The organism is Methylobacterium goesingense (genome assembly GCF_022179225.1).
GTDB classification, from domain to species: domain Bacteria; phylum Pseudomonadota; class Alphaproteobacteria; order Rhizobiales; family Beijerinckiaceae; genus Methylobacterium; species Methylobacterium goesingense.
Map to the genome: position 1 here is coordinate 1 of NZ_BPQL01000060.1, position 26,224 is coordinate 26,224.

14 protein-coding genes and 1 pseudogene are annotated in these 26,224 nt (G+C 68.0%); 10 read left to right on the forward strand and 5 right to left on the reverse strand.

The features are described from left to right. From MFF30_RS11370 to MFF30_RS11380, 3 genes and pseudogenes are all read right to left on the reverse strand, one after another. Nucleotides 1–365, reverse strand: a pseudogene (locus MFF30_RS11370) (biotin/lipoyl-binding protein); the annotation flags it as partial. 54 nt (nt 366–419) lie between these two features. Continuing rightward, nucleotides 420–983 (reverse strand): TetR/AcrR family transcriptional regulator, encoded by a 564-nt coding sequence (locus MFF30_RS11375; protein ID WP_238279502.1) that lies wholly within the window; start codon nt 981–983, stop codon nt 420–422. A gap of 2 nt (nt 984–985) precedes the next feature. Beyond that, on the reverse strand, nt 986–1,366 hold the full coding sequence (locus MFF30_RS11380; RefSeq protein WP_435528796.1) for a DMT family transporter: 381 nt from the start codon (nt 1,364–1,366) through the stop codon (nt 986–988). Between the two features lie 431 nt (nt 1,367–1,797). On the opposite strand from MFF30_RS11380, the gene MFF30_RS11385 reads away from it, so the two are divergent. The 9 genes from MFF30_RS11385 (at nt 1,798) to MFF30_RS11425 (ending at nt 20,126) form a co-directional block, all read left to right on the forward strand. Next, nucleotides 1,798–2,091 (forward strand): hypothetical protein, encoded by a 294-nt coding sequence (locus MFF30_RS11385; RefSeq protein WP_306424573.1) that lies wholly within the window; start codon nt 1,798–1,800, stop codon nt 2,089–2,091. A 167-nt stretch (nt 2,092–2,258) separates the two neighbouring features. Further along, entirely contained in the window at nt 2,259–2,456 is a 198-nt protein-coding gene (locus MFF30_RS11390) for a hypothetical protein (RefSeq protein ID WP_238279505.1), read from the forward strand. Between the two features lie 461 nt (nt 2,457–2,917). Further along, a complete protein-coding gene (locus MFF30_RS11395; protein WP_238279506.1) occupies nt 2,918–11,632 on the forward strand; it encodes a peroxidase family protein in 8,715 nt (2,904 codons plus the stop codon). A gap of 60 nt (nt 11,633–11,692) precedes the next feature. After that, on the forward strand, nt 11,693–13,459 hold the full coding sequence (locus MFF30_RS11400) for a type I secretion system permease/ATPase (RefSeq protein WP_238279508.1): 1,767 nt from the start codon (nt 11,693–11,695) through the stop codon (nt 13,457–13,459). After that, on the forward strand, nt 13,456–16,221 hold the full coding sequence (locus MFF30_RS11405; RefSeq protein WP_238279509.1) for a cadherin-like domain-containing protein: 2,766 nt from the start codon (nt 13,456–13,458) through the stop codon (nt 16,219–16,221). Before MFF30_RS11400 ends, MFF30_RS11405 begins: the two co-directional genes overlap by 4 nt. 26 nt (nt 16,222–16,247) lie before the next feature. Next, entirely contained in the window at nt 16,248–17,594 is a 1,347-nt protein-coding gene (locus tag MFF30_RS11410; protein ID WP_238279511.1) for an HlyD family type I secretion periplasmic adaptor subunit, read from the forward strand. Between the two features lie 175 nt (nt 17,595–17,769). Then, nucleotides 17,770–18,288 carry a methanogen output domain 1-containing protein gene (locus tag MFF30_RS11415; protein ID WP_238279512.1) on the forward strand — a complete coding sequence of 173 codons (519 nt, stop codon included), beginning with the start codon at nt 17,770–17,772 and terminating at the stop codon, nt 18,286–18,288. A 40-nt stretch (nt 18,289–18,328) separates the two neighbouring features. Then, nucleotides 18,329–19,459, forward strand: a complete 1,131-nt coding sequence (locus MFF30_RS11420; protein WP_238279514.1) for a sensor histidine kinase — start codon at nt 18,329–18,331, stop codon at nt 19,457–19,459. Beyond that, nucleotides 19,452–20,126 (forward strand): response regulator transcription factor, encoded by a 675-nt coding sequence (locus MFF30_RS11425; RefSeq protein WP_238279516.1) that lies wholly within the window; start codon nt 19,452–19,454, stop codon nt 20,124–20,126. Before MFF30_RS11420 ends, MFF30_RS11425 begins: the two co-directional genes overlap by 8 nt. Nucleotides 20,127–21,069: 943 nt before the next feature. Here the strand turns inward: MFF30_RS11425 and gyrB are convergent. After that, nucleotides 21,070–23,517 carry a DNA topoisomerase (ATP-hydrolyzing) subunit B gene (gyrB, locus tag MFF30_RS11430; protein WP_238279517.1) on the reverse strand — a complete coding sequence of 816 codons (2,448 nt, stop codon included), beginning with the start codon at nt 23,515–23,517 and terminating at the stop codon, nt 21,070–21,072. Between the two features lie 222 nt (nt 23,518–23,739). After that, nucleotides 23,740–24,384: an MBL fold metallo-hydrolase gene (locus MFF30_RS11435; protein WP_238279518.1), complete on the reverse strand. Its 645-nt coding sequence runs from the start codon at nt 24,382–24,384 to the stop codon at nt 23,740–23,742. Nucleotides 24,385–24,585: 201 nt separating this feature from the next. Here MFF30_RS11435 and MFF30_RS11440 point away from each other — a divergent pair, with 201 nt between their 5' ends. Then, nucleotides 24,586–26,220: an ABC1 kinase family protein gene (locus MFF30_RS11440; protein ID WP_238279520.1), complete on the forward strand. Its 1,635-nt coding sequence runs from the start codon at nt 24,586–24,588 to the stop codon at nt 26,218–26,220. The last annotated feature ends 4 nt before the right edge of the window (nt 26,221–26,224 follow it).

Below are 26,224 nucleotides of genomic sequence, written 5' to 3' on the forward strand. Positions count from 1 at the left end.
CAAGGCGGAGGCGACGCGGCTGTCCGGGCGTCGAGCTCCGCCCTGTAGATCGCCGGATCGATCTGGAAGAGCACGTCGCCCTTACCCACGAGGCTGCCCTCCTCGAAGGTGCGCTGCTGGATGATGCCGGAGACCTGCGCCCGGACCTCGGCCACGCGGGTCGAGGCCAGCCGTCCCGGCAGGTCGAGTATGCGTGGTATGGTGGTCGCCACGACGGTCACGGTCGAGACGTCCATGGGCGGCGTCTCCGCCCCGGGCGTCGTCGGGTCGGTGGCGCTCGGCTTGCAGCCGCACAGGGCCAGGATCACGACCCACGGCGCGATCACCGGTACGATGGGCAGGCGTCTGCGTTCACGCTCTCGCATGGGTCTGTGGGTCCTTGGTCCGGGATGGTGGGAAGGACGGTCCGGCGGGACCGCTCAGTCGGGAAGGGTCATCGCAACCAGTCGCCGACGGAGGGCGGGGAGGTCCGGCATCGGGCCGCCGTCGTCGCGCAGGAGACCGGCGAGCCAGACCCCGTCGGCGGCGAGCCGCACGATCTCCAGCGTCGGATGATCGTCGGTCGCGTGGTGCCGCCGGACGAACCTGGCGAACCACGCCGCCGTGACCCGTCGCAGGCTCGGTTCGGTCAGCGACGAGATGTAGAGGGCCGTCCACTGGCTGCCCTGGTTCAGCAACAGGTCGTCCAGGGTCACCGTCACATAGGCCCGGGTGAAGCGGCCGTACGGCTGCGGATCGGTCGCCATCGCCGCCTTGATGTCGGCATCGAGCTTCTCCAGGAGTTCGGCGACCACGGCGTCGATGAGTGCCTGCTTGCTCGCGAAGTGGTGGAACATCGCGCCCTTGGTGACGCCTGCCGCCGCGCAGACCGCCTGAACGGTCACGGCGGAGAGCCCTTGCTCGATGGCCAGATTGGCCGCGCAATCGAGGAGCGTGCGCCGAACGAGCTCTGGCTGCTTCCTGCGGCGGTAGGCGTTCTCCATGGTCAGTGCCCCGTCGAAGTCGAGAACACCTGCATCACCATCACGCCGCCGACGATCATGGCGATCCCGACGAGCGCGGGCAGATCAAGGGATTGTTTGAACACTGTGGCGCCGATCACGGCGGTGAGGACGACGCCGACCCCGCTCCAGATGGCGTAGGTGATCCCGAGCGGCATCACCTTCAGGGCATGCGTCATCAGGTAGAACGCGCCGGCATAGAATGCTGCCATCGCCAGCGTCGGCACGAGCCGTGTGAACTGCTCAGACTTCTGCAGGAAGGTCGTGCCCGCAACCTCGCAGAGGATGGCGACGGTCAAGGCGGCATAGGCGAAGGCTTGGCTCGGCATGGTCTCACCGGTGGATCGATGAGCACATACATACAGACCGTTCGGTATCTTTCAAGTCACATTCCGCTTTCCGGCACAGGCATCGGTTATCGAAGGTCGGCAAAGGGCGGATGCCCGAGGCGATATGTGCGGGGCGACGGAATGGCGATCCACGCGTCCGAAAGGGGACAGGTGGGTCCCCACCCAACCCGATTGCAGGGCGGACGGACAGTTCCCGACCCAACCCAGCCGCTCATCGCATTTCAGCGCCGGCCTGTAAGCGGACGTTGTTCTGCAGCCCGCTGTCTGGGTAGGACCAACTGAGCACCACCCAACCGCTTTTCGATCACTGCAACAAAGGAAAAGCCGTTCCTCCGCTGAGTAAAGATCCCCGGGAGGACTTCCGACCTGAAGACCTAATTTGGGCCAAGAGCAAGGAGCATGTCTCGCTCCGGACCGTGTGGGCACGGGTCAAGCTGAACGCGGGGGTGGCCGCATGGCTACGGCAGCGGATCGGGCGTATCCGACGCGAGCGAATCGAGGTGGCGACCCTGCGGCTCCTGGAGATCCGCTCGAACGTCCGTGTGGAAAGCGACCGATACAAGCGAGAGGCGATGGCGGGTGAGACCGACGACCTCGCGGCCGGTGTCGCCCGCCAAGCGCTGAGGAGGGCCGCCGAACCCCACACCCTGGCGGCGGCGGCGCTTGCCGTGGATGCCGCGCGCTCAACCGTCGCCCGACGCCTCGGCCCAGACGTCGGAACGGGCCCCGCCTCGGCCTGACGGACCTAGAGGATCAACGAAGGCGGTTGGATTTAGCCGCCAAGCCCACGCATCGACGCCGCACCACCGATGCCTAGACGGACGTCCTACGGCGTCAGGAATGAATTGCGATAGGCATAGAGGAATACCCGGCCGTGGCGCATACTCGACGGCTCAGTGGAATTCCGATGCCAGTCCTGCAACTCCGACGTCTGAAGCGGTCCTCGGCGGCGCAGGCGGCCGTCGTCGGTGCGACCCGCGCCCTGGAGGCGGCTTTTCCGATCATTCAGGACGAGGCGATGCTGGACCGGCTTCGCAACGCGGTCGCAGCCCTCATCCAGGCCGACGCCGCCGCCGAGCTTCAAGGATTGCCTGGGTCGGCCTAACGCTTGGCGGCGAGACCGCAGGCCACCATCATGGTCGTCGAAATGCTGCGTATGGCCCCGGCTCAGGCATCCGCCCCGACAATGGGCAAACGGAGGGAAAAACCCTCTCGACGGGATTTTTCCCTCCGACCTAAGGAATTTTAAACCCTTACCCGGGGCTGGAACCGTGCCAGGTTCGCCTCACGGGCCGCCAATCGAAGCGTCGGCCAGAACCAAGCCATCGAGCGGTCCCGCGACCCCTTCGATGACGCGCAGACCGAGATCGGCGAGTAGGCAACCGGGGTCGCGAGGCGCCGTAATCGCCGCCCGCAGCCCCTCCCGGCCCGTTCCATCCCCCTTCACGGCCATGGCCGATCCCCAAGGGTCAACCATCGGCCCGGCGCCGGTCCCGGCGCGACGCTCAACCGGGCGCGAGCGATGGCTCGCAGCCAGCCGCACCCTCATGCCCCCTGGAGACCGCCATGTCCGTCACGTTCACGGTCGACACCAACGACCTTCGCAACATCCTCTCGCAGATCCGCATCGCGGAGGAGTTCGCGGCACCGGGCAACACGCGCACACTGCAAGAGATCATCGGGCCCGACGCAGCCCTGCTTCCGGCCGGCCTCCGGGCGGTCGACGGCAGCAACAACAACCTCCTCCCGGGGCAGAGCCTGCTCGGCGCGGCCGACCAGCCGTTCCCGCGTCTGCTCGCGACCCAATACACCACGGGAACGGGCTCGTTCGACCCTGACGGACCCGGTCCCTCACCGCTAACCACGAACAACGACTACAGTCTCAACGGCACGGTCATCGACACCAGCATCCGGACGGCGAGCAACCTCATCGTCGACATGAGCCCGCATAACCCCGCCGCCATCGCAGCCTGGTTCGCGAACCCCATCGCCCAGGCGGCCTACGCCGCGGCCCACGGGGGCGAGGCGCCCCCCGCCGACTACGCCCCCACCGCCACCGACATCGCCTTCATCCCGAACCAGTCGCCCGACATCGGGCTGTCGCCGCCCTTCAATGGATGGATGACCCTGTTCGGGCAGTTCTTCGACCACGGCCTCGATCTGGCGACCAAGGGCGGCAACGGCTCCGTCATCGTCCCCCTGATGCCCGATGACCCGCTGATCGCCGGGGCCGACCACATCCTTGGGAACGCGGACGACCTGCCGGCTTCGCAGCGGTTCATGTTGCTGACGCGGGCGACCCCGACGACCGGCCCCGGCGCCGACGGCGTGCTCGGCACCGCGGACGACATCCGCACGGCCGTCAACACCACCACGCCCTGGATCGACCAGAACCAGACCTACACGTCGCATCCCTCGCACCAGGTCTTCCTGCGCGAGTATGCGCGGGTCGACGTCACCCCCGGCGACGGCATCGACAACCCCATCACCCTCGCCACGGGCAACCTCCTCAACGGCGGCGCGGACGGCAAGGCCATCGCCAACTGGGCCGAGGTCAAGGCGCAGGCCAGGGTCATGCTCGGCATCGAGCTCGTCGACACCGACATCCACAACGTGCCGGTCCTGATGACCGACCCCTACGGCAAATTCATACCCGGCGCCCACGGCTACGCGCAGATGCTGATGCGGCCCGACGCCACCCATACCACGACCTGGTTCCAGGAAGGCACGGCGGCCGGCATCCGCACGCTCGGCGCCGTCCAGACCGGCCACGCCTTCCTCGACGACATCGCCCACACCGCCGATCCCGTCGTTCAGGGACAGGCCGTGGCCGCAGACGCAGACGCTCTGACCGGCAACGCGGTGGCGTTCAACCCGCAGACGGGTGCCAACCTCGCCTACGACAACGAGTTGCTCGACAGGCACTTCATCACCGGCGACGGGCGCGGCAACGAGAACATCGGCCTCACCGCGGTCCACACCATCTTCCACTCGGAGCACAACCGTCTGGTTGAGGCCAACAAGCAGACCATCCTCGATTCCGGCGACCTGGCCTTCGTCAACGACTGGCTGCGGGTCGACATCACCGCCTTGCCGACGAGCCCCGCCCAGGTCGCGGCCCTGCAATGGGACGGCGAGCGCCTGTTCCAGGCAGCCAAGTTCGTGACTGAGATGGAGTACCAGCACCTCGTCTTCGAGGAGTTCGCCCGCACGGTGCAGCCGAACGTCGACCCGTTCGTGTTCAGCGCCAGCGCCGACATCAATCCGGCCATCACCGCCGAGTTCGCCCACGTCGTCTACCGGTTCGGGCACTCGATGCTCGCCGAGACGGTGGACCGCATCGGCTTCGACATGCAGCCGGTCGACGCGGACCTCACCGTCGCCGGCACCCAGGAGCTCGGTCTGATCGAGGCGTTCCTGAACCCGCTCGCCTTCACGGCCAGCGGCGCCGACACGGAGGCGGCCGCCGGCGCCATCATCCGCGGGATGACCCGCCAGGTCGGCAACGAGATCGACGAGTTCATCGTCGACGCCCTGCGCAACAACCTGCTCGGGCTGCCGCTCGACCTCGCGACCCTCAACATCGCCCGCTCGCGCGAACAGGGCGTGCCGACGCTCAACGAGGCCCGCGCCGAGTTCTACGCGTCGACCTCCGACGCCAAGCTGAAGCCATACACCAGCTGGATCGACTTCGCGCAGAACATCAAGAACCCGGCTTCGGTGATCAACTTCATCGCGGCCTATGGCGAGCATGACCTCGTCACCCAGGAGACGACCCTGGCCGGCAAGCGGGCGGCGGCGACGGCCTTGGTGTTCGGGGTCGCCGTCGACGTTCCGGACGATCCGTCGACCCTCGCCGACGACGCCCACACCATCAATCCGGCCGACGACCGGCTGTCGTTCCTCAACGGCACCGGTGCCTGGAGCGCCGCCAATTCCGGCCTGAACGACGTCGATTTCTGGATCGGGGGCCTCGCCGAGGAGAAGATGGAGTTCGGCGGGATGCTGGGCAACACCTTCAACTTCGTCTTCGAGACGCAGATGGAGAACCTGCAGAACGGCGACCGCTTCTACTATCTCAGCCGCACCCAGGGCATGAACCTCCTCAACGAACTGGAGGCCAACACCTTCTCGGCCCTTGTCCAGCGCAACACCGATCTCGGCGACGAGGGCGCCTCGCACCTCAACGGATCTCTGTTCGGCCGCGCCGACCACATCCTGGAACTCAACCAGGTCAGGCAGGTCGGGGAGGACCCGACCCAGGACGACCTGCTGCACCAGATCCTCGATCCAAAGGTGGTGCGGGCGGCGCCAGGCGCCGACGTCGACGGGGACGGGCATGCCGACGGCGGCTATCTCAAGTTCAGCGGCGGCGAGCACGTCGTCCTCGGCGGGACCGAGGGCAACGACAGCCTCATCGGCGACAAGGGCATCGACACCCTCTGGGGCGACGGCGGCGACGATTACCTCAACGGCGGCATGGAATCCGACCAGATATTCGGGGGCGACGGCGACGACGTGATCGAGGACCCGTTCGGCGACGAGTTCATCCGCGGCGGCGAGGGCAACGACGCCATCTCGGGCGGCCCGGGCCTCGACATCCTGTTCGGCGGCGGCGGCAAGGACTTCATCACGCACTCGACGGACCCGGGCGAGGTCTTCGCCGGGCGCGGGGACGACTTCGTCCTGGGCGGCAGCGCGGCCGACAACCTGATGGGCAACGAGGGCGACGACTGGATCGAGGGCGGCGAGGGCTTCGATTCGCTCTCCGGCGAGAACTCGCAGCTGTTCTTCAACAGCATCGTCATCGGCCACGACGTCCTCAACGGGCAAGGCAACGACACCGACTACGACGGTGAGTCCGGCGACGACATCATGGTCCAGGGACCCGGCATCCAGCGCAACAACGGCATGCTCGGCTTCGACTGGTCGATCCAGAAGGGCGACCCGAACGACGGGGTCATCGACCTCGGCATCTCTCGGTTCGTAAACCAGCAGGCCCTGACGCTCCGCGACCGCAACGACGCCGTCGAGGCGGCCTCCGGCTGGAAGCACGACGACACCCTGATCGGCACCGACAACCCGACGGGGGCGGTCGGCGACCCCGCCGGCGGCATCGTCGGCGGCCCGGCGACCGACAGCATGCTGCTCTCGCAGAACGTTTCCTTGATCAACGGCTTCGAGGCCCTCCTCAAGCTGACCCCGGGGGCGATACGTGGACAGACCGTCGGAAACGACGCCACGCCGTTCGCTAACCTGCCCACCGACACGACCGTGTTCGACCCACAGAACGGGGGCGACATCCTGCTGGGCGGCGCCGGCAGCGATATCCTCAACGGCAAGGCCGGAAACGACATCCTCGACGGCGACCGCTGGCTCAACGTGCGGATCAGCATCCGCGACGCCGCCGGCGTCGAGGTCGCGACCGCCGACAGCCTCGCGGGCCAGATGTTCACGACGCCGGCCGGCCTCGCGAGCGGAGCGGGCCCCCTCTACCTGGGCGGGATGGCCCTTCAGACGGCCCTCATGTCCAGGGCCGTCAACCCGGGCCAACTCTTCATCGTCCGAGAGATCCTCGACGCCGGGGCGGGGCCGGACGTGGATACGGCAGTGTTCTCCGACATCCGAGCTAACTACACGGTGACGAACCTCGGCGATGGCAGCTTCCAGGTCAGCCACACCGGGTTCGGGGCCACACCTGCCCTGCGGTTCTCCGACGGCATCGACACGCTTCACAACATCGAACGCGCGCGGTTCTCGGATGGGGACGTCTTCCTCACGAACGTTCCCGCCACCGGCGCACCGACCATCAACGACACCACGCCGACGGAACTGGCGGCGCTCCAGGCGGGCGTGGGCGGCATCGTCGACCTCAACAGCCTGCCGGCGGCCTTTTCGTACCAATGGCAGTCCCAGAGCCTCGTCGGGAATGTCTGGACGGATATCGTGGGCGCGACGGGCCAGAACTTCACGCCGCAGCAGGCCCAGGTCGGGCACCAGGTCCGCGTCGCAGTGAGCTTCACCGACCGGGGCGGGTACGCGGAACGGGTCGTCTCGGCCCCCACCGATGTGGTGGGCGACAACATCGTCGGGACGGGCGCCGCCAACACGATCGTCGGAACGGCGGGTGCCGACCGTATCCTCGGGAACGGTGGCAATGACATCATCAGCGCCGGGGCGGGTGACGACTTCGTCGACGGCGGGGCCGGCAACGACACCATCAACGGCGAGGCCGGCAACGATGCCCTCCAGGGCGGAACGGGCAACGACATCATCGACGCGGGCGCGGGCGACGACGTCGTGACCTGGAGCGGCGGCGTCGCGCTCGGTCCCGTCGTGCTCGTCGCGTCGGACGGGCGGGACGTCGTCAAGGGTGGCACCGAGGGCCCCGTCGGGGACACCTTCGTGGTCAACGGCACCCTCGGGCTCGCCGAGACCTTCAGGGTCTACACGACCGCCGCCTGGGGCCTGGTCGCCGGCAACAGCGTCGCGACCCTCGCCGCCGGCACCGAGATCGTCGTCACGCGCAGCACCGGCACGGGAGCCAACATCGTCACGACGATCATCGCCGAGTTGCAGGAGATCGAGGAGATCAGGGTCGGGACCACGACCGTGTCGTCGCCGAACCCGCCGACCAATACGGGCGCCGGCGACAGCGTCCTCATCATCGGAAACTTCTCGGGCACGAGCCTGAACCTGAGCACCATCACCATCGACGGCACGGTCGGGAACGACACCGTCGACATTTCAAGCCTCGCGTCGGCCCACCGCATCGTGTTCCGCTCCGGCGGCGGCGTCGACACCATCGTGGGGACGCTTCGGTCGCAGGACGTCATCGAGCTTGCCCCCGGCGCGACGCGCGCCGATTACGTCGAGACCCATGCCAACGGCATGACGACGCTGACGCACGGCTCGCACAGCATCACCTTCGCAAGCTCCGGCACGCCCACCATCGGCACGGTTCCGGCCACCGGCGGGGAGCAACCCGGCGGCGAGCCCGGGGGCGGAACCGGCACGGCGTCGCCGTTCGCGATGACGGCCGCCGATCTCGCCGGCCTCAAGGCCCTGGTGACCGGACAGCCCGTCCCCGGCGGGGACGACGACACCGCCGACATCGCGGGGGTCCGCCACCTGTCGGGCGCCGGCAACAACCAGGCGCATCCGGAGTACGGGGCGGCCGACCAGCCCTTCATCCGGCTCACCGACGCCCATTACGGCGCCTACGACCCCACAACGGGCAACAACGCCCTGAACCCGCTGTTCGCCGGCCTCGACCCGCGCGCGATCAGCAACGTGCTCGGGACGCAGGAGGCCGACCTGCCGCACCAGGCCAACGGCTCGAACATCTTCTTCATGGCCTTCGGGCAGTATTTCGACCACGGCCTCGACTTCCTGCCGAAGAGCCCGGCCAATGGCACCATCGAGATCGGCGGCCCCGGTTCGGTCCGAACGCCCACCAGCGACAATCCGGCCGACCTGACCCGAGGCGAGGTCGCGTCCATCGACGCGAACGGCGTCCCGCAACACCTCAACAAGACCTCTCCGTTCGCAGACCAGAACCAAGCCTACGGTTCCCACGAACTCGTCGGACAGTTCCTCCGCGAGAGCGACGGACACCAGGGCGTGGGCGCCCATCTCCTGGCCGGCCTGCCCGATCCGTCAAATCCCGCCTTCAACCTGCTGCCGACCCTGCGCGCCCTCATCCAGCATCACTGGGACGCGAACACGGTCTTCCACGACCCCTCGCTGGAAGGCGGCTCTGTCAGCTTCCGGGATTACTACTCGGACTTCGCCCTAGCCGGGCACGCCCCCGGGACCCTGGTGGACCCGGTCACGGGTGCCTTCGACCCAGGTGTCGTCAACGCGATGGCGGCTGACTTCATGGGAAGCGGGAACGCGCTGCTCCTCGACACCAATCCCTTCGTCAACCTGCTCGACCATTTCGTCGCTGGCGACGGGCGGGCGAACGAGAACGTCGCCCTGACGGCCATGCACACCATCTGGGCGCGCAACCACAACTTCCACGTCGACAACCTGATGGAGGCGGGCTTCCAGGGAACGCCGGAGGAGGCGTTCCAGGCCGCCAAGATGATCAACGAGGCTGAGTACCAGCGGGTGGTCTTCACCGAGTTCGCCGACCAGCTCATCGGCGGGATGAAGGGCAGCGGCTCCCATGGCCACGACGGCTACAACCCAGACGTCGACGCCCGCATCTCGGAAGAGTTCGCCTCCGCCGTGTACCGCGTCGGCCACTCGCTGATCGGCGAGACCTTGACCGTCCTGGGGACCGACGGCCAGCTGCATCAGGTCCAGCTCGTCGACGCCTTCCTGAACCCGACGAACGCGGCGGGCGCCTTCACGGCTCCCCTGCCTCCCGGCTACGTGCCGCAGCCCGGCTACGCCCAGCTCGGGGCGAACGCCATCCTCGCCGGGGTCGCCACGCAGCCGGCCGAGGAGGTCGACTTCAACATCGTCGATGCGGTCCGCAACGACCTGGTGCGCATCAATGCCGACCTTTTCGCATTCAACGTCGCCCGCGGGCGCGACGTCGGCCTCGGCACCCTGAACCAGGTTCGCGCCGACCTCCAGGCGTCGAGCGATCCGTACGTCCACGAGGCGGTGGGCTTCGCCGGCAACCTCAGCCCCTACCTGTCCTGGGCCGACTTCCAGTCCCGGAACGGCCTGAGCGATTCCGTGATCGCGCAGTTCAAGGTGGCCTATCCGGACCTCGTCCTCTCCACGGCGGCGGAACGCACGGCCTTCGCCGCGGCCAACCCGGACATCGCGCTGCACGACGGTCCCGACGGATCCAAGGTGGTGTCGGGCATCGACCGGGTCGACCTCTGGGTCGGCGGCCTCGCCGAGAGCCACATCAACGGCGGCGTCGTGGGCCAGACCTTCTGGGTGGTCCTGCACGAGCAGTTCGACCGCCTCCAGGAGGGCGACCGCTTCTACTACGCCGACCGGTTCGACAACTTCGACTTCTACGAGAACATCGTCGACGGCCAGAGCTTCTCTGACATCGTAGCCCGCAACACCGGGCTGACCGGCCTGCAGGAGGACATCTTCGCCGTCTCCGACGAGGACGGGCAGCCCGGCGACGGCTCCGGAACCGGCACGGACACCGGTGGCGGAGACGGCACCGACACGGGTACCGACGACGGCACAGGTCCGGGTGGCGGCGGCACGGGTACCGACGACGGCACCGATGACGGTGAGGATGGCGGCGACGGGCAGGACGACGGCGACGGCGACGGGGATACCGCCGGCAACGACGACGACGGCCCCGGCGATTGCGACGACGACGGCGGGACGACCGTGCCGGCTCCCGGCGGCGGGACCACGGACGGCACGACGACGCCTCCGGTCACGTCCACCGACCACCTCGTCGCGGGCACGATCTACGACGACGTCCTCGTTGGCACAGACGGCGCGGACACGATCCTCGGTCTGGCCGGGGACGACAACATCCTCGCCGGGAACGGCGACGACGTGGTCCGTGGCGGCGACGGGAACGATTTCGTCGACGCCGGTGGGGGACGCGACGTGGTCTTCGGCGGAGCGGGGGACGACGACATCCTCGCGGGCGGCGGGGCCGACATGGTCTATGGCGACGCCGGCGTGGACCGCATCCTGGCCGGGGCGGGTAACGACCTGGTCACGGCCGGAAGCGGGAACGACACAGTGATCGCCGGCGACGGCGACGACCTGATCGTGGCCGAGGTCGGCGACGGCGACGACGGCTACTGGGGCGACGAGGTGGCCGGCGGCACCGGCATCGACACGCTCGATATGTCGGCCATCACCGCCAACATCACGGCCAACCTCGGCACCGGTCTCGCCGGAAGGGGCAGTGTCACCAGCAGCCAGTCCGGGTCCGATACCCTCTGGGGCATCGAGAACGTCGTCACGGGCTCCGGGAACGACCACATCACCGCGAGCGATGCGGTGAACGTGATGGACGGCGGTCTCGGCGCCGACGTCTATCACTTCCAGAGCGCGGCGGCGGCCGACGGCGACACCATCGCGAGCTTCCAGCCCGGCGACAGGGTCGACCTGAGCGGCATCGACGCGAACCAGGGCCTCTCCGGCAACCAGGCGTTCACGCTGGCCACGGGTGCCGCCTTCACCGGGGTCGGGCAACTGATGCTCACCCAGGAAGCCCGGGCGGACGGGGACTACACGGTCGTCGCCGGGAATACGGGAGGCGATGCGACGCCCGAGTTCAAGTTCAGCATCAAGGGAACGCCCGCCGCGACCGCCGCGGACTTCGCGCTCTGACCTCGGTCGGGCCCCGCCTAGGGGCCCGACCCGTTCACCCGGCCGTAGGGGGACCCCGACATGCGATCCAACGACAAGAAGCTCCTCGCGAGGAAGCGCAGCACCGAACGGTTGACCCGGCATTTCGCCGTGCCGTTCGTCTTCCTCTTCGGGATGTCGGGCATCATCAACATCCTCGCCCTGACCGGCTCCTTCTACATGCTGCAGGTCTACGACCGGGCCCTGCCAAGCGGCAGCTTGCCCACCCTGATCGGCCTCTCCACCATCGCCATCGGCCTGTACCTGGCACAGGGCATGTTCGACGTGCTCAGGCTGCAGATCCTGGTCAGGATCGGGGCGCAGCTCGACCGTCGGGTCGCCCCCCTCGCGCAACGCGTCTCCATCGACATGCCGCGCTTCGGCTTCTCGGCGGCGGAGTCGATGGAACGCAGCCGCGACGTCGACACCGTGCGCGGGTTTCTCGGCAGCCCGGGGCTGGTCGCGCTGTTCGACCTGCCCTGGACCCCCGTCTTCCTCGTCTTCGTCTACATGCTCCATCCCTACCTCGGCGCGCTGACCATCGCCGGGGCGGTCCTGCTCACCCTCCTCACCATCCTGACCGAGCTGCTGACCAGGCGCTGGACCGGGGCGACGCAGCAATCCGTGGTCGCCCGGAACGCCATCGCAGACTCGAACGCCCGCAACGCCGACGTGCTCAAGGCGATGGGCTTCGCGGACCGTGCCGTGGACCGGTACCGCATCGCCAACGACGAGCATCTCGAACTCCAGACCCGGACCACGGACATCACCGGCACGTTCGCAGCCATCTCGCGCGTGCTGCGCATGATTCTCCAATCCGCGGTGCTGGGTCTCGGCGCCTACCTGGTCATCGGCGGCGAGCTCTCTGCCGGAGCCATCATCGCGGCCTCCATCACCTCGGCCCGTGCCCTGGCGCCCATCGATCAGACCGTGGGCAACTGGAAGGCCATCTCCGTGGCCCGCACGGCCTTCAAGCGTCTGCGTGAGACGCTGGTGGCCCTTGCCGGTGCCGAGCGTCCCATGCCGCTGCCGGCGCCGCAGGTCTCGCTTCGGATCAACTCCGTCACCGTGGCGGCGCCCGGTTCCGGGCGGGTCCTGCTCTCGGATGTGACCTTCGAACTCGGCGCGGGCCAGGCGCTCGGCGTCATCGGGCCCAGCGGCGGTGGCAAGACCACCCTCAGCCGGGCACTGACGGGCATCTGGCCTGTCCTGCGCGGGGGCGTACGGCTCGATGGGGCCGATCTCCCGCAGTGGGACGAGGAGAACCTGGGGCACATGATCGGCTACCTCCCCCAGGAGGTCTGCCTCATGGACGCGACGGTCGAGGAAAACATCTCCCGCCTCGCGGAGGACGCCGATCCTGCCCTGGTGGTCGCTGCCGCCCGGGCGGCCGGGGTCCACGAGATGATCCTGCGGATGCCCGACGGCTACCGGACCGAGCTCGGGCCGTTCGGCACCGCCCTGTCGGGCGGTCAACGCCAGCGGATCGCGCTCGCCCGTGCCCTCTACGGGAACCCGTTCCTGCTCGTGCTCGACGAGCCAAACTCCAACCTCGACGGCGAGGGCGAGGCCGCGTTGGCCGCCGCCATCCTCGGGGTACGCGCGCGCGGCGGCATCGCCGTGGTCATCGCGCATCGTCCGAGCGTCCTGGCGGCCGTCGATACCATCGCGGTGATCCAGGACGGGAAACTGACCGCCTTCGGCCCCAAGGAAGCCATCCTCGGCAAGGTCGCCCGCGAGGCGTCCCAGGGCACCGTTCCGGCCAAGGTCGCAAGGGAGCGCTCCCCGGTGGAGCGGGTGACGGCATGATGATCGAGACGAAAGGCACCAAGTCCGGAGCCGGCCCGGAGGACGGGCGCGAGCGATATGCCTGGAAGGGCGCCGACGCCAAGTCCGGCGCGCCCTACTACCTGGCGCTCGCCGTGGCGGCGCTGGCCGCATACCTCAAGTCGATGTTCCTGACCCCTGCGCATGCCGAGGCGGAGGCCGAGGGAGCCTCGCCGCCGCAAGGTGGCGGCCCCAGGCTCGTCGTCGTGGCGGCCTCGGAGAAGGAGCCCGACGACGGCCAGCCCGAAGGTCGCCTGCCGGGATCGTCCGGGTCCGCCGCCCAGCTGGAGGCGCCGGCCTCAGAATACGACTCCCCGCAATACATGCGCGGCCACGCGCTGCACTTCGCCAAGCCGGACCCGCAGCCGAACCTCAACGACTTCAAGGCGTCCCCGGTCATCCCCCGGCCCACCAACGACAATGCGGGGGCGTCGTCGGGTGGCGGTCATGGCGGCGGAGGCGGAGGCGGCAGGTCCCGGGATGGCGGGGAGACGGAAACCCATCCGCGTCCCGGTCAGGACGGGACCTCGACCGGACACGACGCGGGGCATACCGACGTCGTTGGTCCCGAGCAGCCTGGAAAGGTGCAGCCGGGGGGCGGGACAGACGATCAGGACGGGCGCCGCAACCGGGCCCCCGTTTCCTCGGGCCCGGTACTCCTGGCGAACACGACAGGCTGCGCCCTGCTCGCCATCGCGATGACCGACCTCCTCAGGAACGTCCAGGACCCGGACGGCGACACGCTGTCGGTCCAGAACGTATCGGTTTCCTCGGGGTCGTTGTCCCGCGCCGGGGACGGCTGGGTCTTCGACGGTGATGGGATCGGTCCGGTCACCATCACCTACGAGGTGACGGATGGCGCGTTGTCGGTCACGCAGACCGCGAGCTTCAACGTCGTAGAGCGGAACCATCTGACCGGTACGGCCGGCGACGACGTCATTCTCGGAACGCCTTGCTCCGACGAGATCGACGCCGGGAACGGCGACGACAACGTCGATGCCCGCGGCGGTGCCGACGTGATCGACGGCGGGGCAGGAAACGACCACATCCTCGCCGGGGACGGGGACGACACCGTTCTCGGCGGTTTAGGGGACGACGTGATCTTCGCCGGTGCGGGCGCGGACGTGGTCTCGGGTGGGACAGGCGACGACCGCATCTTCGGGGAGGCGGGCGACGACACCCTTTTCGGGGATGCCGGTGACGACCTCCTCGACGGTGGCGAGGGCGACGACATCCTGGTCGGGGGAACCGGGAACGACCTGCTGTCGGGCGACGTGGGCGACGACCGCATCGACGGCGGCGAAGGGAACGACCGGCTGTTCGGCGGTCTCGGGCGCGACGTCCTGATCGGTGGCGACGGCGACGACCGGATGGAAGCCGGCGATGGCGACGATGTCCTCTCGGACGGTGCCGGCCGAGACGTGGCCATGGGCGAGGACGGGAACGACGTCCTCGTCGCCGCCCTGGATGGGGAGGCGGACCTCCTCGACGGCGGTGCGGGCGAGGATACGCTGGACCTTTCTGCCACCGTTTCCGGCGTCGACGTGGACCTGATGGCGGGTACCGCCTCGGGCGTCGAGACGGGCCACGACAGCCTCGTGTCCATCGAGGCGGTGCGTGGCGGGTCGGGTGACGACGTGATCGTCGGCGGCTCCGGGAGCGACGAACTCTCGGGTGGCGAGGGACGGGACCGGTTGTCCGGCGGAGCGGGCAACGACCATCTGGACGGAGGGGCGGGCGACGACGTCCTCCTCGACGGGGCCGGCGCGGATCACGTCGTCGGTGGCGCCGGAAACGACATGGTCACGGCCGCCTCCGATGGCGAGGCCGACAGCTTCGACGGCGGGGTGGGATGGGACACCCTCGACCTGTCCGCGACGGATGACGGCATCGTGGTGGATCTCGCAGCCGGCACCCTGGACGGTTCGGAGACCGGGCACGACCTCGTCTCGGGCATGGAGGCCGTTCTGGGCGGCACCGGCGACGACGTGCTCACCGGCGGCAATGGGGACGACACCCTCCTGGGCGGCGACGGCGACGACCACATCTCCGGCGGGGCGGGCGACGACCTGCTCGCGGGCGGCGACGGCCGGGATGCGATCATCGACGGGGCCGGGCGCGACATCGTCCGTTCGGGTGCCGGGGACGACCGCATCGCCCTGTCGCGGGACGGCCAAGACGATATCGTCGACGGCGGGGAGGGCTTCGATACCCTCGACCTGACAGGTGCCACGGGAAACCTGATCGTCGACCTCGTCAGCCACGTCGTGAGCGGCTCGGATCTCGGCACCGACCGGATCGAATCGATTGAGGGCATCGTCGGCGGTTCCGGCCATGACCGCTTCCTCGTCGGCGGCGGGGACGCCGTCCTCACGGGAGGCGGTGGTGACGATGGATACGTCTTCTCCTCCGGGCACGGTCCCTCGGAGGGGACGCGCGCCGTCGAGATCACCGACTTCTCCGTGGGCGACTACGTCGACCTGCTGAGATGGACGCTGTTCGAGGACGCCTCGGACGCCCCGGGACAGTCGCTATCGGACGCGATGGAACGCAACGACGGCACGGTGTCCGGCATCCAGTATCGGTCCGCTCATCTCGACGATGGCGACGTCACCGTCATCTCGGCCGATCTCAACGGCGACGACACGTTCGAGACGACCATCATCCTCGACGGGCATCACACCCTGCTCTTCGTGGAGACCCCGGCCACGACGTCTGTCGCGGCCGTCGTGCCCGTCGCCTGACACCAGACCCAGTGGGAGACCGGACCATGCGCACCCAGACCGTCGCCAGCCCCCGCAAGGGCTCGCTCATCGATTCCCGCGCTCGGAAAGCGCCGTCCTTCTCGGTCGTACCCCGCATCGTGTTCGGGGTCTCGCTCGGGATCGGCCTGGTTGGCGGGGTCGGGGGCTGGGCGGCGACGACGGACCTGAACGGCGCGATCATGGCACCGGGCTCCGTCACCGTGGAGCAGCATGCCAAGACGGTGCAGCACCGTGACGGTGGCGTCGTCGGCGCCATCCTCGTCCGCGACGGGCAGGCCGTGACGGTGGACCAGGTGCTCATCCGCATCGACGACGCCCAGACCCGGGCCGAACTCGCCATCGTGAAGGGCCAACTCGGCGAACTCTCCGCCAAGAAGGCCCGGCTCCTCGCCGAACGGGACGGACTGCGCAGCGTGGGTTTCCCGGCGACCCTGTCGAAAGGCGACCCGGAGATGGTGTCCATCGTCGACGGCGAGCTGCGCCTCTTCAAGGGCAACCTCGCCAGCCGCGACAGCCAGCGCCAGCAACTCGAACTGCAAATCGGGCAGGTGACCGAGGAAATCGCCGGCTTGGTCAAACAGAAGGATGCCAAGCGCGAGGAGCTCATCATCCTCACGAGCGAGCACGTCAAGCTGCAAGGGCTGGTCGACAAGCAGCTCTTCGAGGGGTCGAAGTTCCTGCCCATCAACCGCGACCGTCACCGGTTGACCGGGGAGCAGGGCTCGCTCGAAGCGTCCATCGCACGTGCCAAGGTTCGGTCGAGCGAGATACGGGTGCAACTCCTCGCCATATCCGACACGGCCCGGACCGAAGCGCAGCGCGAGCTCGGCGCGGTGGACGCCAAGTTGTCGGAGTTGGGCAATCGCCGCTTGGCGCTGGAGGACCGTCTCACCCGCACGGAGATCCGGGCACCCGTCACGGGCATCCTCCACGAGCTGAAGACCTACACCGTCGGAGGCGTCATCACGCCCGCGGACGTGCTGGCCACGGTGGTCCCCGAGGACGCCAAACTGAAGATCGAGATCCACATCGCCCCGTCGAGCATCGACCAGGTCAGCGTCGGCCGCCCGGCCCGGCTCCGTTTCACGGCCTTCAACCAGCGCACCACCCCGGAACTGAAGGCGGTGCTCGTCTACGTCTCGCCCTCGACGACCAAGGGGGCCAAGGACGAGACCTTCTACGTCGGATACGTCGAGCTCGACGCCGGTGAACTGGACCGGCTCGGGAAAGGGAAACGCCTGGTTCCAGGCATGCCGGTGGAGGTGCACGTCGCCACCGAGGAAAGGACGGCCCTGTCGTACCTCGTGAAACCGGTCCAGGATCAATTCACTAGAACTTTCAGGGAAAGGTGAAACCGAGTGGGTTATAGAAATTCGGTTGCGCCCAACGCAATCATCGCCGCAAAAATAATGCTTGATGACTTACGATATATTTGACGGATTGCTTGCCCTGGGTGGTTTTGGGTGTTAGCGATTTCAGGTTCAGCTTGAAGGCGGGGCTGACCCGATGGAAGCGACCACGTCCAGCGTGACAGACTTCAGCGATGCGCCGATCCCACTCGGCCTCGAACGCTTCCTCGGCTTGGTGATCCGGGCCTTGAGCACCACCCTTGAGGATACCGTCGGCGAGCGGGAGGCCAGCGGTTTCATCAACCTCGTTGGCATCGCCATCGCCGAGGAGATCCACGCCGACTACCTTCGGGCCGCGGGGGCCGAACGGCTCGGGCGTCAAGCTGTGTCGAATGCCCTGATCGACCTGAAGCGCCGGCTTGGCGGGGATTTCTACGTCATCGAGGACTCGGGAGACCGCATCGTGCTCGGCAATCGGCGCTGCCCCTTCGGGGACCTAGCGAAGACGTGCCCGTCGCTATGCACGATCACCTCACACGTGTTCGGTCACATGGTTGCGGAGAGCCAGGGCTATGGACGGGTCACGCTCGCAGACACCATCGCCCGTGGCTCCCCGACTTGCAGGATCGTCATCGACCTCGATCCCGATGCGCCGGGCGAGGGAGGGCAGTCCTACTTCGGGACCGGCGCCGCCTAGGTCGGATTTCAGGACGCTGTTCGAGCTCGTTCCCGCCCCGATGCTCGTCGTCGACCAAGGCGGGCTGGTGGTGGCCGCTAACGCCGCGGCCCGCGGGACCGTGGGTGGCGTCCGGCCGGACGACGTGCTGCCCATCCACGGGACGAGGCGGGTGGGGTTCCTACGCTACCTGAAACGCTGCGCATCGACCGACGCCATCGTACCCGGCACGCTTTTCCTCGAAGCCGATGACGGGACCGTGGAGCGTCGACGCTGTCACGGTGCGCGGACGCGGTTCGATGCGTTCGGCGGCCGCGTGCTGACCCTGCTCCATCTCGACGGACCCATGCTGGACCGCAGGTTCGCGATCCTCTCGGCGAAGCTTGAAGCCGCCCGCGGCGTCATGCAGGAACGCAGGCTTCGTAGCCGCCGCATGCAATCGTTGTTGGAGGAGCGCGGCCGGTTGCTCGTCCGCCTCAAGGAGGATGCGGCCGCGAGGGTGGCGGCGGAACGAGAGCGGGACCAAGTCCTGACCCGATTGTATCGGGCCGGACAGGACGAGCGGCGTCGGCTTGCCCGCGACCTTCACGACCACGCGGGACAGCATTTGGTTGCCATGACTTTCGGGTTGCGGCGGCTGACGCCCCATCTGGCGGCCCCCGGGGCATTGGCCGAGCTCGACCTCCTCCTCCGTCAGGCTCAGGACATCGGGCAGGCACTCAGGCGCGTGTCGCTGGAACTCCGCCCGGCGGCCCTCGACGAGTTCGGCTTCGTCACCGCCTTGCGCTACCTCGCAAAGGAGTGGAGCCGGTTGACGGGAATCGCCACGGAGTTCCAGATGGTCGGACAGGATGTCCCGCTGTCCACCGAGCTCGCCGTCACGCTCTATCGCCTGTCCCAGGAAGCCCTCACGAACGTGGCGAAGCACGCCGGGCAACCGAGTGCCGTCTCCGTGGTGCTGCTCTTCGGCGTGTCCCACTTGACCCTCACCGTCGACGACGACGGCGTCGGCTTCGATGCCGATGCGGCCTCCGCCCTCGCCCTCGTCGCGGAGGGCAAGCTCGGGTTGATCGGGATGCGCGAGCGCATGTCGCTGGTGGGCGGCAGCCTCGAACTCGAATCTATGCCCGGACATGGCACGACCGTCATGGCCCGCGTCCACCTCAGAGGGGATGTGTCGTCCGATGGTTGAGCGTGCCAGGATCCGCGCCGTGCTCGCGGACGACCACCCCGTGTTCCGCCACGGCGTCGCGGACCTCCTGTCCGGCACCGGCGAGGTCGAGATCGTCGCCTCGGTGGAGAACGGTTCCGCCGCGGTGCAGGCCGTGATGGAGCTGATGCCCGACGTCGCCATCCTCGACCTCGCCATGCCGGAGTTGAACGGCGTCGCGGTGATACGCAGGCTGGTCGAGCGCCACAGCCCGGCCCGGACGATGATCCTGAGCGTCTACGAGAGCCGGGTGTATGTCGATCAGGCGTTCGAGGCCGGAGCGAGCGGCTATGTCCTGAAGCGCTCGGCCTTTCTCAATATCGCCCAGGCCGTGCGGGCCGTCTTCGCGGGCGGGACTTACACGGATCCGTCCTTGCCAGCGCGCAGCCTCGGTCCGCATCGCCCCGTCGCCGGCCCCGTCCACGATGACGACCAGGCGATCCTCACCGAACGCGAGAGGGACATCCTCCGCTTCGTCGCGTTCGGCTTCACCAGTAAGGAGGTCGCGATTCGCCTCGGGGCCACGCCCAAGGCGGTGGAGACCCAGAAGGCCCGGGCCTGCTGCCGCCTCGGCATCACCAGCCGCGCGCACATCGTCCAGTACGCGATCTTTCAAGGCTGGCTACAGGGTGAGATACCGGTTCGATGACGTTCGACCGAGTTGCCAACCGCAATGGCGACTAGGCCCCGAAGACCGAATGGAACGACCATGTAAACGAAAGCTACGCCGCATCTGTCGAGATGCAACCTAGCTAAATTTCAGGTTATAAAATGCCTGAAATTTGGGTCCGAGGACACAACACTGAGGCTGGGATCAATCAGCAGCATGCAGCCTGAGCTTTTGCGGCATCATTAGCTCAGATCAGAAATTTGATTTTGATCTTGGGCTCCAACGGTCGCTGAAATTTTGCATCTCGTCAATCTTCAAAAAATGACAGCTTTACGTATTTTCTGACCGAAAGCAGACAGGCAGGAATCCACCCATCTAGGTCATACGTCCCGTTTTGCAGACAGCCCGCAAGCGGACCTTCCCAGCTTCCGCAAAGGGTCAGCAGTTAGCATGCCGACTGGTCGGCTACGCGCCACTTCCGGACTTTCTGCCACAATTGCTGAGATGGCGGCTCTTCGCCCGCAAGCCGCCTCTGCACGGAAGGGGCGGGCTGGGCGTTTACAAGATTTTAGGCTGGGCACGCCGCGCTCGTTGCCCTGGCCAAAACCGCTGAAGTAGAAGCCGCCCGCGTCCAGGCCCGCCTCGCCATGGTCGAGAACCAGCTCGACCGCTTGCATGCCCAGGAGTCGGCACCCTCGATCGCGCCGCGCCGCGCCGCGCCGCGCAGCGTGGCCTGTGCCTGCGCCTGACCCCCGCGGCTACCAGCGTTGACGGCAGGAATTATCTTTGAATCAATGCTCTCGCGACTATCAGGCACGAGCCATAAGGCCGCGAGAGACACGCTTCTTAGTAAATCAGGACAGACTACCCGACTGCAGGGGTAATCTTTTCTGAAAAATCACACCGATCAAGCGGTCTGGAATTTTCTCAGAAACTCTTGGACATTTCTCAAGATCTACTGGAATGCCCAACATCGGTGCGATCAGACATCGAGGTTGGCGACGCTGAGCGCGTTGTCCTGGATGAACTCGCGGCGGGGTTCCACCACGTCGCCCATCAGCTTCACGAACAGATCGTCGGCGTCCTGGGTGTCCTTCACCCTCACCTGCAGGAGTGAGCGCACGTCGCGGTCGAGGGTGGTCTCCCAGAGTTGCTGGGCGGTCATCTCGCCCAGGCCCTTGTAGCGCTGGAGCTGCAGGCCCTTGCGGCCGAAGGCCATCACCGCCTCGAACAGGCCGACCGGGCCGTGCAGGACCGTCTCGTCGCCCTTGCGCGCGTAAGCGACGGGCTCGTCGTAGATCTCGCGCAGGGCCTCGGCCCGATCGGCGAGGCGGCGGGCCTCCTGAGAGGCCAGCAGCGCGGCGTCGAGGGTCGCCACCTGCCGCACGCCGCGCAGGGTCCGGCTGAGGACGTAGCCGCCCTCCGCGGCCGAGCCCTCCCAGCCGCGCTCGATGTCGTCCGCGATCCGGTCCATGCGCCGGGCGGTCTCCTCGGCCAGCACCTCGGCCTCGGCCTGATTCTCGTCGACATTGATCCGGAAGGCGCCGGCGATCAGTGCCTGCTCCACCACGGCGCGGTCGTAGCGGGTGTGGAGCGCCTGCATCAGCCCGCGGAACTGGCGGGCCTCCTCGACCAGGGATTTGAGCTGCGCGCCGCCGAACTCGGTGCCGGAGGCCAGCCGCAGCACGGCTCCGTCCACGCCCGCGTCGATGAGGTAGTCCTCGAGCGCCCGCTCGTCCTTGAGGTAGATCGCCGACTTGCCCTTGGCGGCTTTGTAGAGGGGCGGCTGGGCGATGTAGAGGTGCCCGCGCTCGATCACCTCCGGCATCTGCCGGAAGAAGAACGTCAGCAGCAGGGTGCGGATGTGCGAGCCGTCGACGTCGGCATCCGTCATGATGATGATGCGGTGGTAGCGCAGCTTATCGGGGTTGAAGCCCTCGCGGTCCGTAGAGGAGCGGCCGATGCCGGCGCCCAGCGCCGTGATCAGCGTGCCGATCTCGGCCGAGGACAGCATCCGGTCGGCGCGCACGCGCTCGACGTTGAGGATCTTGCCGCGCAAGGGGAGCACCGCCTGGAAGGTGCGGTCGCGGCCCTGCTTGGCCGAACCGCCGGCGGAATCGCCCTCAACCAGCAGGATCTCGCATTTCGAGGGGTCGCGCTCCTGGCAGTCGGCGAGCTTCCCGGGCAGGGACGCGATGTCGAGCACGCCCTTGCGGGTCACGGTCTCGCGGGCCTTGCGGGCTGCCTCGCGGGCCGAGGCCGCCATGATGACCTTGGCCATCACCGAGCGGGCCAGCGCCGGGTTCTCCTCGAGCCAGTTCGAGAGCCCCTCGTTGAGGACGTTCTCCACGGCCGGGCGCACCTCAGAGGAGACGAGCTTGTCCTTGGTCTGGGAGGAGAATTTCGGGTCCGGCACCTGCACCGAGATGACGGCGGTGAGACCCTCGCGGCAATCCTCGCCGGTCAGCGAGATTTTTTCGCGCTTGGCGATGCCCGACGACTCGGAATACCCGGTGATCTGGCGGGTGAGCGCCGCGCGGAACCCCGCCATGTGGGTGCCGCCGTCGCGCTGCGGGATGTTGTTGGTGAAGGGCAGCACGGTCTCGTTGAACGAGTCGTTCCACCAGAGCGCCACCTCGACGCGGATGTTGTCGCGCTCGGCCCGCACCATCACGGGCTTCTGCATGCCGTCGATCGGTTTGCGCGAGCGGTCGAGGTAGCGCACGAAGGCCTCGATGCCGCCCTCGTAGAACAATTCCTCGCGCTTGTGCTCGGCGTGGCGCGCGTCGGTGAGGACGATGCGCACGCCGGAATTGAGGAAGGCGAGTTCGCGCAGTCGCTTCTCCAGCGTCGCGTAGTCGAACTCGATCATCGTGAAAGTTTCGGTGGAGGGCAGGAACGACACCTCCGTGCCGCGCCGGCCGTTGCCGTCGCCGACGATGATCAGCGGCGAGACCGCGTCACCGTGGCGGAACTCCATCGCGTGCTCCTTGCCGTTGCGCCAGATGCGCAGGCGGAGCCATTGCGAGAGGGCGTTGACCACCGAGACGCCGACGCCGTGCAGGCCGCCGGAGACCTTGTAGGAGTTCTGGTCGAACTTACCGCCCGCGTGCAGCTGGGTCATGATGACCTCGGCCGCCGAGACCCCCTCCTCCTTGTGGATGTCGGTGGGAATGCCGCGGCCGTTGTCCGACACCGTGACCGAGCCGTCGGCGTTCAGGGTGACGGTGACGAGGTCCGCGTGGCCCGCGAGCGCCTCGTCGATGGCGTTGTCGACCACCTCGTAGACCATGTGGTGGAGGCCCGAGCCGTCGTCGGTGTCGCCGATATACATGCCGGGGCGCTTGCGCACGGCGTCGAGCCCCTTGAGGACCCGGATGGATTCCGCGCCGTAGGCATCGGCCGCGAGTTTATGGGAGCTGTCGGACATGAACTTCCTCGGGCAGGCGGGCGCTCGGGCTGGGCTCGTCGGCCCAGGCCGGACCCCCGCGCGCCTGCGTTTCTTCTTGATTCACGCAATATAGGCGTTTCGCATTGGGAATGCATCGTTTCCGGGCCCGCCGGGGCCCCGAAACGCCGTCATGATGCGCGCGCCGCTTTAACCAAAGGTCAAGGGCGCGCGGTCGGCCCGCCGGGGGCGGCCCGACGCGCCTCAATCCTGCAGGAACGGGTTGGTCAGGCGCTCCTCGCCGAGCGTGCTGGTCGGGCCGTGGCCGGGGATGAAGGCCACGTCGTCGCCGAGCGGCAGCACCCGGTCCTTGATCGCCCGGATCAGCTGCTCGTGGCTGCCGCCGGGCAGGTCCGTGCGGCCGACCGAGCCCTTGAACACCACGTCGCCCACCAGGGCGAAGCGCGCGTCGCGGCTCATGAACACCACGCTGCCGGGGGAGTGGCCGGGGGCGTGCAGGATGTCGAAGGCCAGGCCCCCCACCTCGACCACGTCGCCGTCCGCGAGCCAGCGGTCCGGCGTCACCGCGCGCGCGCCGTCGAGGCCGTAATTGGCGCCCGTTTCCGGCAGGCTGTCGAGGAGGTAGCGGTCGGCCTCGTGCGGACCCTCGATCGGCACACCGAGCCGGTCCCGCAGCTCCGCCGCGCCGCCCGCATGGTCGATGTGGCCGTGGGTGAGCAGGATCTTCTCGATGGTGATGCCCTGACCGGCGATCGCCGCCTCGATACGCTCCAGGTCGCCGCCCGGGTCGACCACGGCGCCGACCTTGGTCTCGTCCGACCAGATCAGGGTGCAGTTCTGCTGGAAGGGGGTCACCGGAACTATTCCGGCGCGGGGCGTGCCTGGCATCGGGGGTCTCGCGGGGATGGCGCCGCGACGGCGCGGGATGCCGCCTGTCTAGCCCGAGATCGGTGCGGGCGCGAATCGGTCGCGTCCCCGGCGGCCCCACGGTCAAACTTCGGCCTCGCCAGGGGCCTAGCGGAGCCTTAACCACCATTCGGCCGTCCGTCGCGGACGGCCTCCCCTCCCCGCCCCGGGTCTCGCGTACACATGCTGAAAACCGCCTTCGTCGCCGCACGGGATCGGCAGCGCCTCGGGGAGATCGCGTCCGTCCTCATCGGCTTCGGCGTGACCAAGGTCGTCGAGCGCCTCGGCCTCGCCCAGGTGGCGCGGCTGGCCAAGCGCCGGACGCCGCAGGTGGACATCGCCCGTCTGTCGCAGCCCCAGCGGGTGCGGCGCGCCATCGAGACCCTCGGGCCGACCTTCGTCAAGCTCGGCCAGATCCTGGCGAGCCGGCCCGACCTCCTCACCCCGGAATGGACCGAGGAGCTGGAGAAGCTCCACAGCCAGGTCTCGCCGATCCCCTGGGAGCGCATCCGGCCCCAGCTTGAGGAGGATCTCGGCGGCCCGGCCTCGGAGATCTTCGCCGAGTTCGACACCACGCCGTTGGCGGCCGCCTCCATCGCGCAGGTCTACCGCGCCCGCCTCCTCACCGGCGAGGAGGTGGTGGTGAAGGTGCTGCGGCCGGGCTTGCGCAAGACCATCGAGGCGGACCTGCGCCTGATGGGCCACGCCACCCGCATCGTCGTGGACGAGTGGCCGGAATTTGGGCGCTACCAGCCCCAGGAACAGATGCGCCACCTCGCCAGCGGCCTCTACGGCGAGCTCGACCTCATCAACGAGGCGCGCAACTGCGAGACCATCGCGGCGATCTTCGCCGACCGCGACGACATCGTGGTGCCCAAGATCCACTGGGAATGGACCTCCGAGCGCGTGCTCGTGCAGGAATTCGTGCACGGCATCCCGCCCAACGACCATGCCCGCCTGGATGCGGCCGGTTACGACAAGGTGCTGCTCGCCCAGAAGGGCACCGACGCCTTCCTGCAAATGGCCCTGATCGAGGGCGTGTTCCACGCCGATCCGCATCCGGGCAACATGCTGATCATGCCGGGCAACCGGATCGGCTTCATCGATTTCGGCATCATCGGGCGGCTGTCGCAGCGCCGGCGCACGCAGTTGCTGATGCTGATCGGCGCCATGCTCAAGGAGGATTCCGACGGCCTGATGGCGGTGCTACTCGACTGGAGCGGATCGAGCAACCCGGACCTGACCAAGCTCGAGGCCTCCTCGCAGGCCTTCGTGGCGCGCCACACCGGCGCATCGCTGGATTTCGGCGCGCTGCTGACCGACTTCATGACTATGGCGCGCGAGAACGATCTGGCCATGCCCACCGATCTCGCCATCCTGTTCAAGGGGCTGGTGACGGCCGACGGCGTGATGCGCCAGCTCGATCCCGGCTTCGACCTGTTCTCCGCCGCCGGCCCGACCGTGAGGCGCAAGCTCGCCTCGCAATTCTCGATCAAGGGGCTGACCCGCAAGGTCGAGGCGGTGGGCGCGGGCCTGTTCGGCGCGGCCTCCGAGCTGCCGACCCTGATCCACCTCATGCTGGTGCGCCTGAAGCAGGGCCGGGTCACCGTCGAGATCGAGCTCAAGGGCATCGAGAAGCTTACCCGCGGCATCGAGCGCGCCGCCGCCCGCATTGCCGTGGCGCTCATCGTCGCCGCCTTCGCGACGCAGCTCGCCCCGCGCTTCATGGACCTCGGCACCCCCGCCTTCATCACCGTCGGCGCCATGGTCTGCGTGATCGGGATCGGCTGGCTGGTGCTGCTCGGGCGCAACAAGTAGCGGG

What these genes read in the sequence shown, in the direction of transcription:
- MFF30_RS11425 (WP_238279516.1), top strand. Translation starts at nt 19,452, where the DNA reads ATGGTTGAGCGTGCCAGGATCCGCGCCGTGCTCGCGGACGACCACCCC.
- gyrB (WP_238279517.1), bottom strand. Translation starts at nt 23,517, where the DNA reads ATGTCCGACAGCTCCCATAAACTCGCGGCCGATGCCTACGGCGCGGAA.
- MFF30_RS11435 (WP_238279518.1), bottom strand. Translation starts at nt 24,384, where the DNA reads ATGCCAGGCACGCCCCGCGCCGGAATAGTTCCGGTGACCCCCTTCCAG.
- MFF30_RS11410 (WP_238279511.1), top strand. Translation starts at nt 16,248, where the DNA reads ATGCGCACCCAGACCGTCGCCAGCCCCCGCAAGGGCTCGCTCATCGAT.
- MFF30_RS11400 (WP_238279508.1), top strand. Translation starts at nt 11,693, where the DNA reads ATGCGATCCAACGACAAGAAGCTCCTCGCGAGGAAGCGCAGCACCGAA.
- MFF30_RS11390 (WP_238279505.1), top strand. Translation starts at nt 2,259, where the DNA reads ATGCCAGTCCTGCAACTCCGACGTCTGAAGCGGTCCTCGGCGGCGCAG.
- MFF30_RS11420 (WP_238279514.1), top strand. Translation starts at nt 18,329, where the DNA reads ATGCTCGTCGTCGACCAAGGCGGGCTGGTGGTGGCCGCTAACGCCGCG.
- MFF30_RS11395 (WP_238279506.1), top strand. Translation starts at nt 2,918, where the DNA reads ATGTCCGTCACGTTCACGGTCGACACCAACGACCTTCGCAACATCCTC.
- MFF30_RS11375 (WP_238279502.1), bottom strand. Translation starts at nt 983, where the DNA reads ATGGAGAACGCCTACCGCCGCAGGAAGCAGCCAGAGCTCGTTCGGCGC.
- MFF30_RS11405 (WP_238279509.1), top strand. Translation starts at nt 13,456, where the DNA reads ATGATGATCGAGACGAAAGGCACCAAGTCCGGAGCCGGCCCGGAGGAC.
- MFF30_RS11440 (WP_238279520.1), top strand. Translation starts at nt 24,586, where the DNA reads ATGCTGAAAACCGCCTTCGTCGCCGCACGGGATCGGCAGCGCCTCGGG.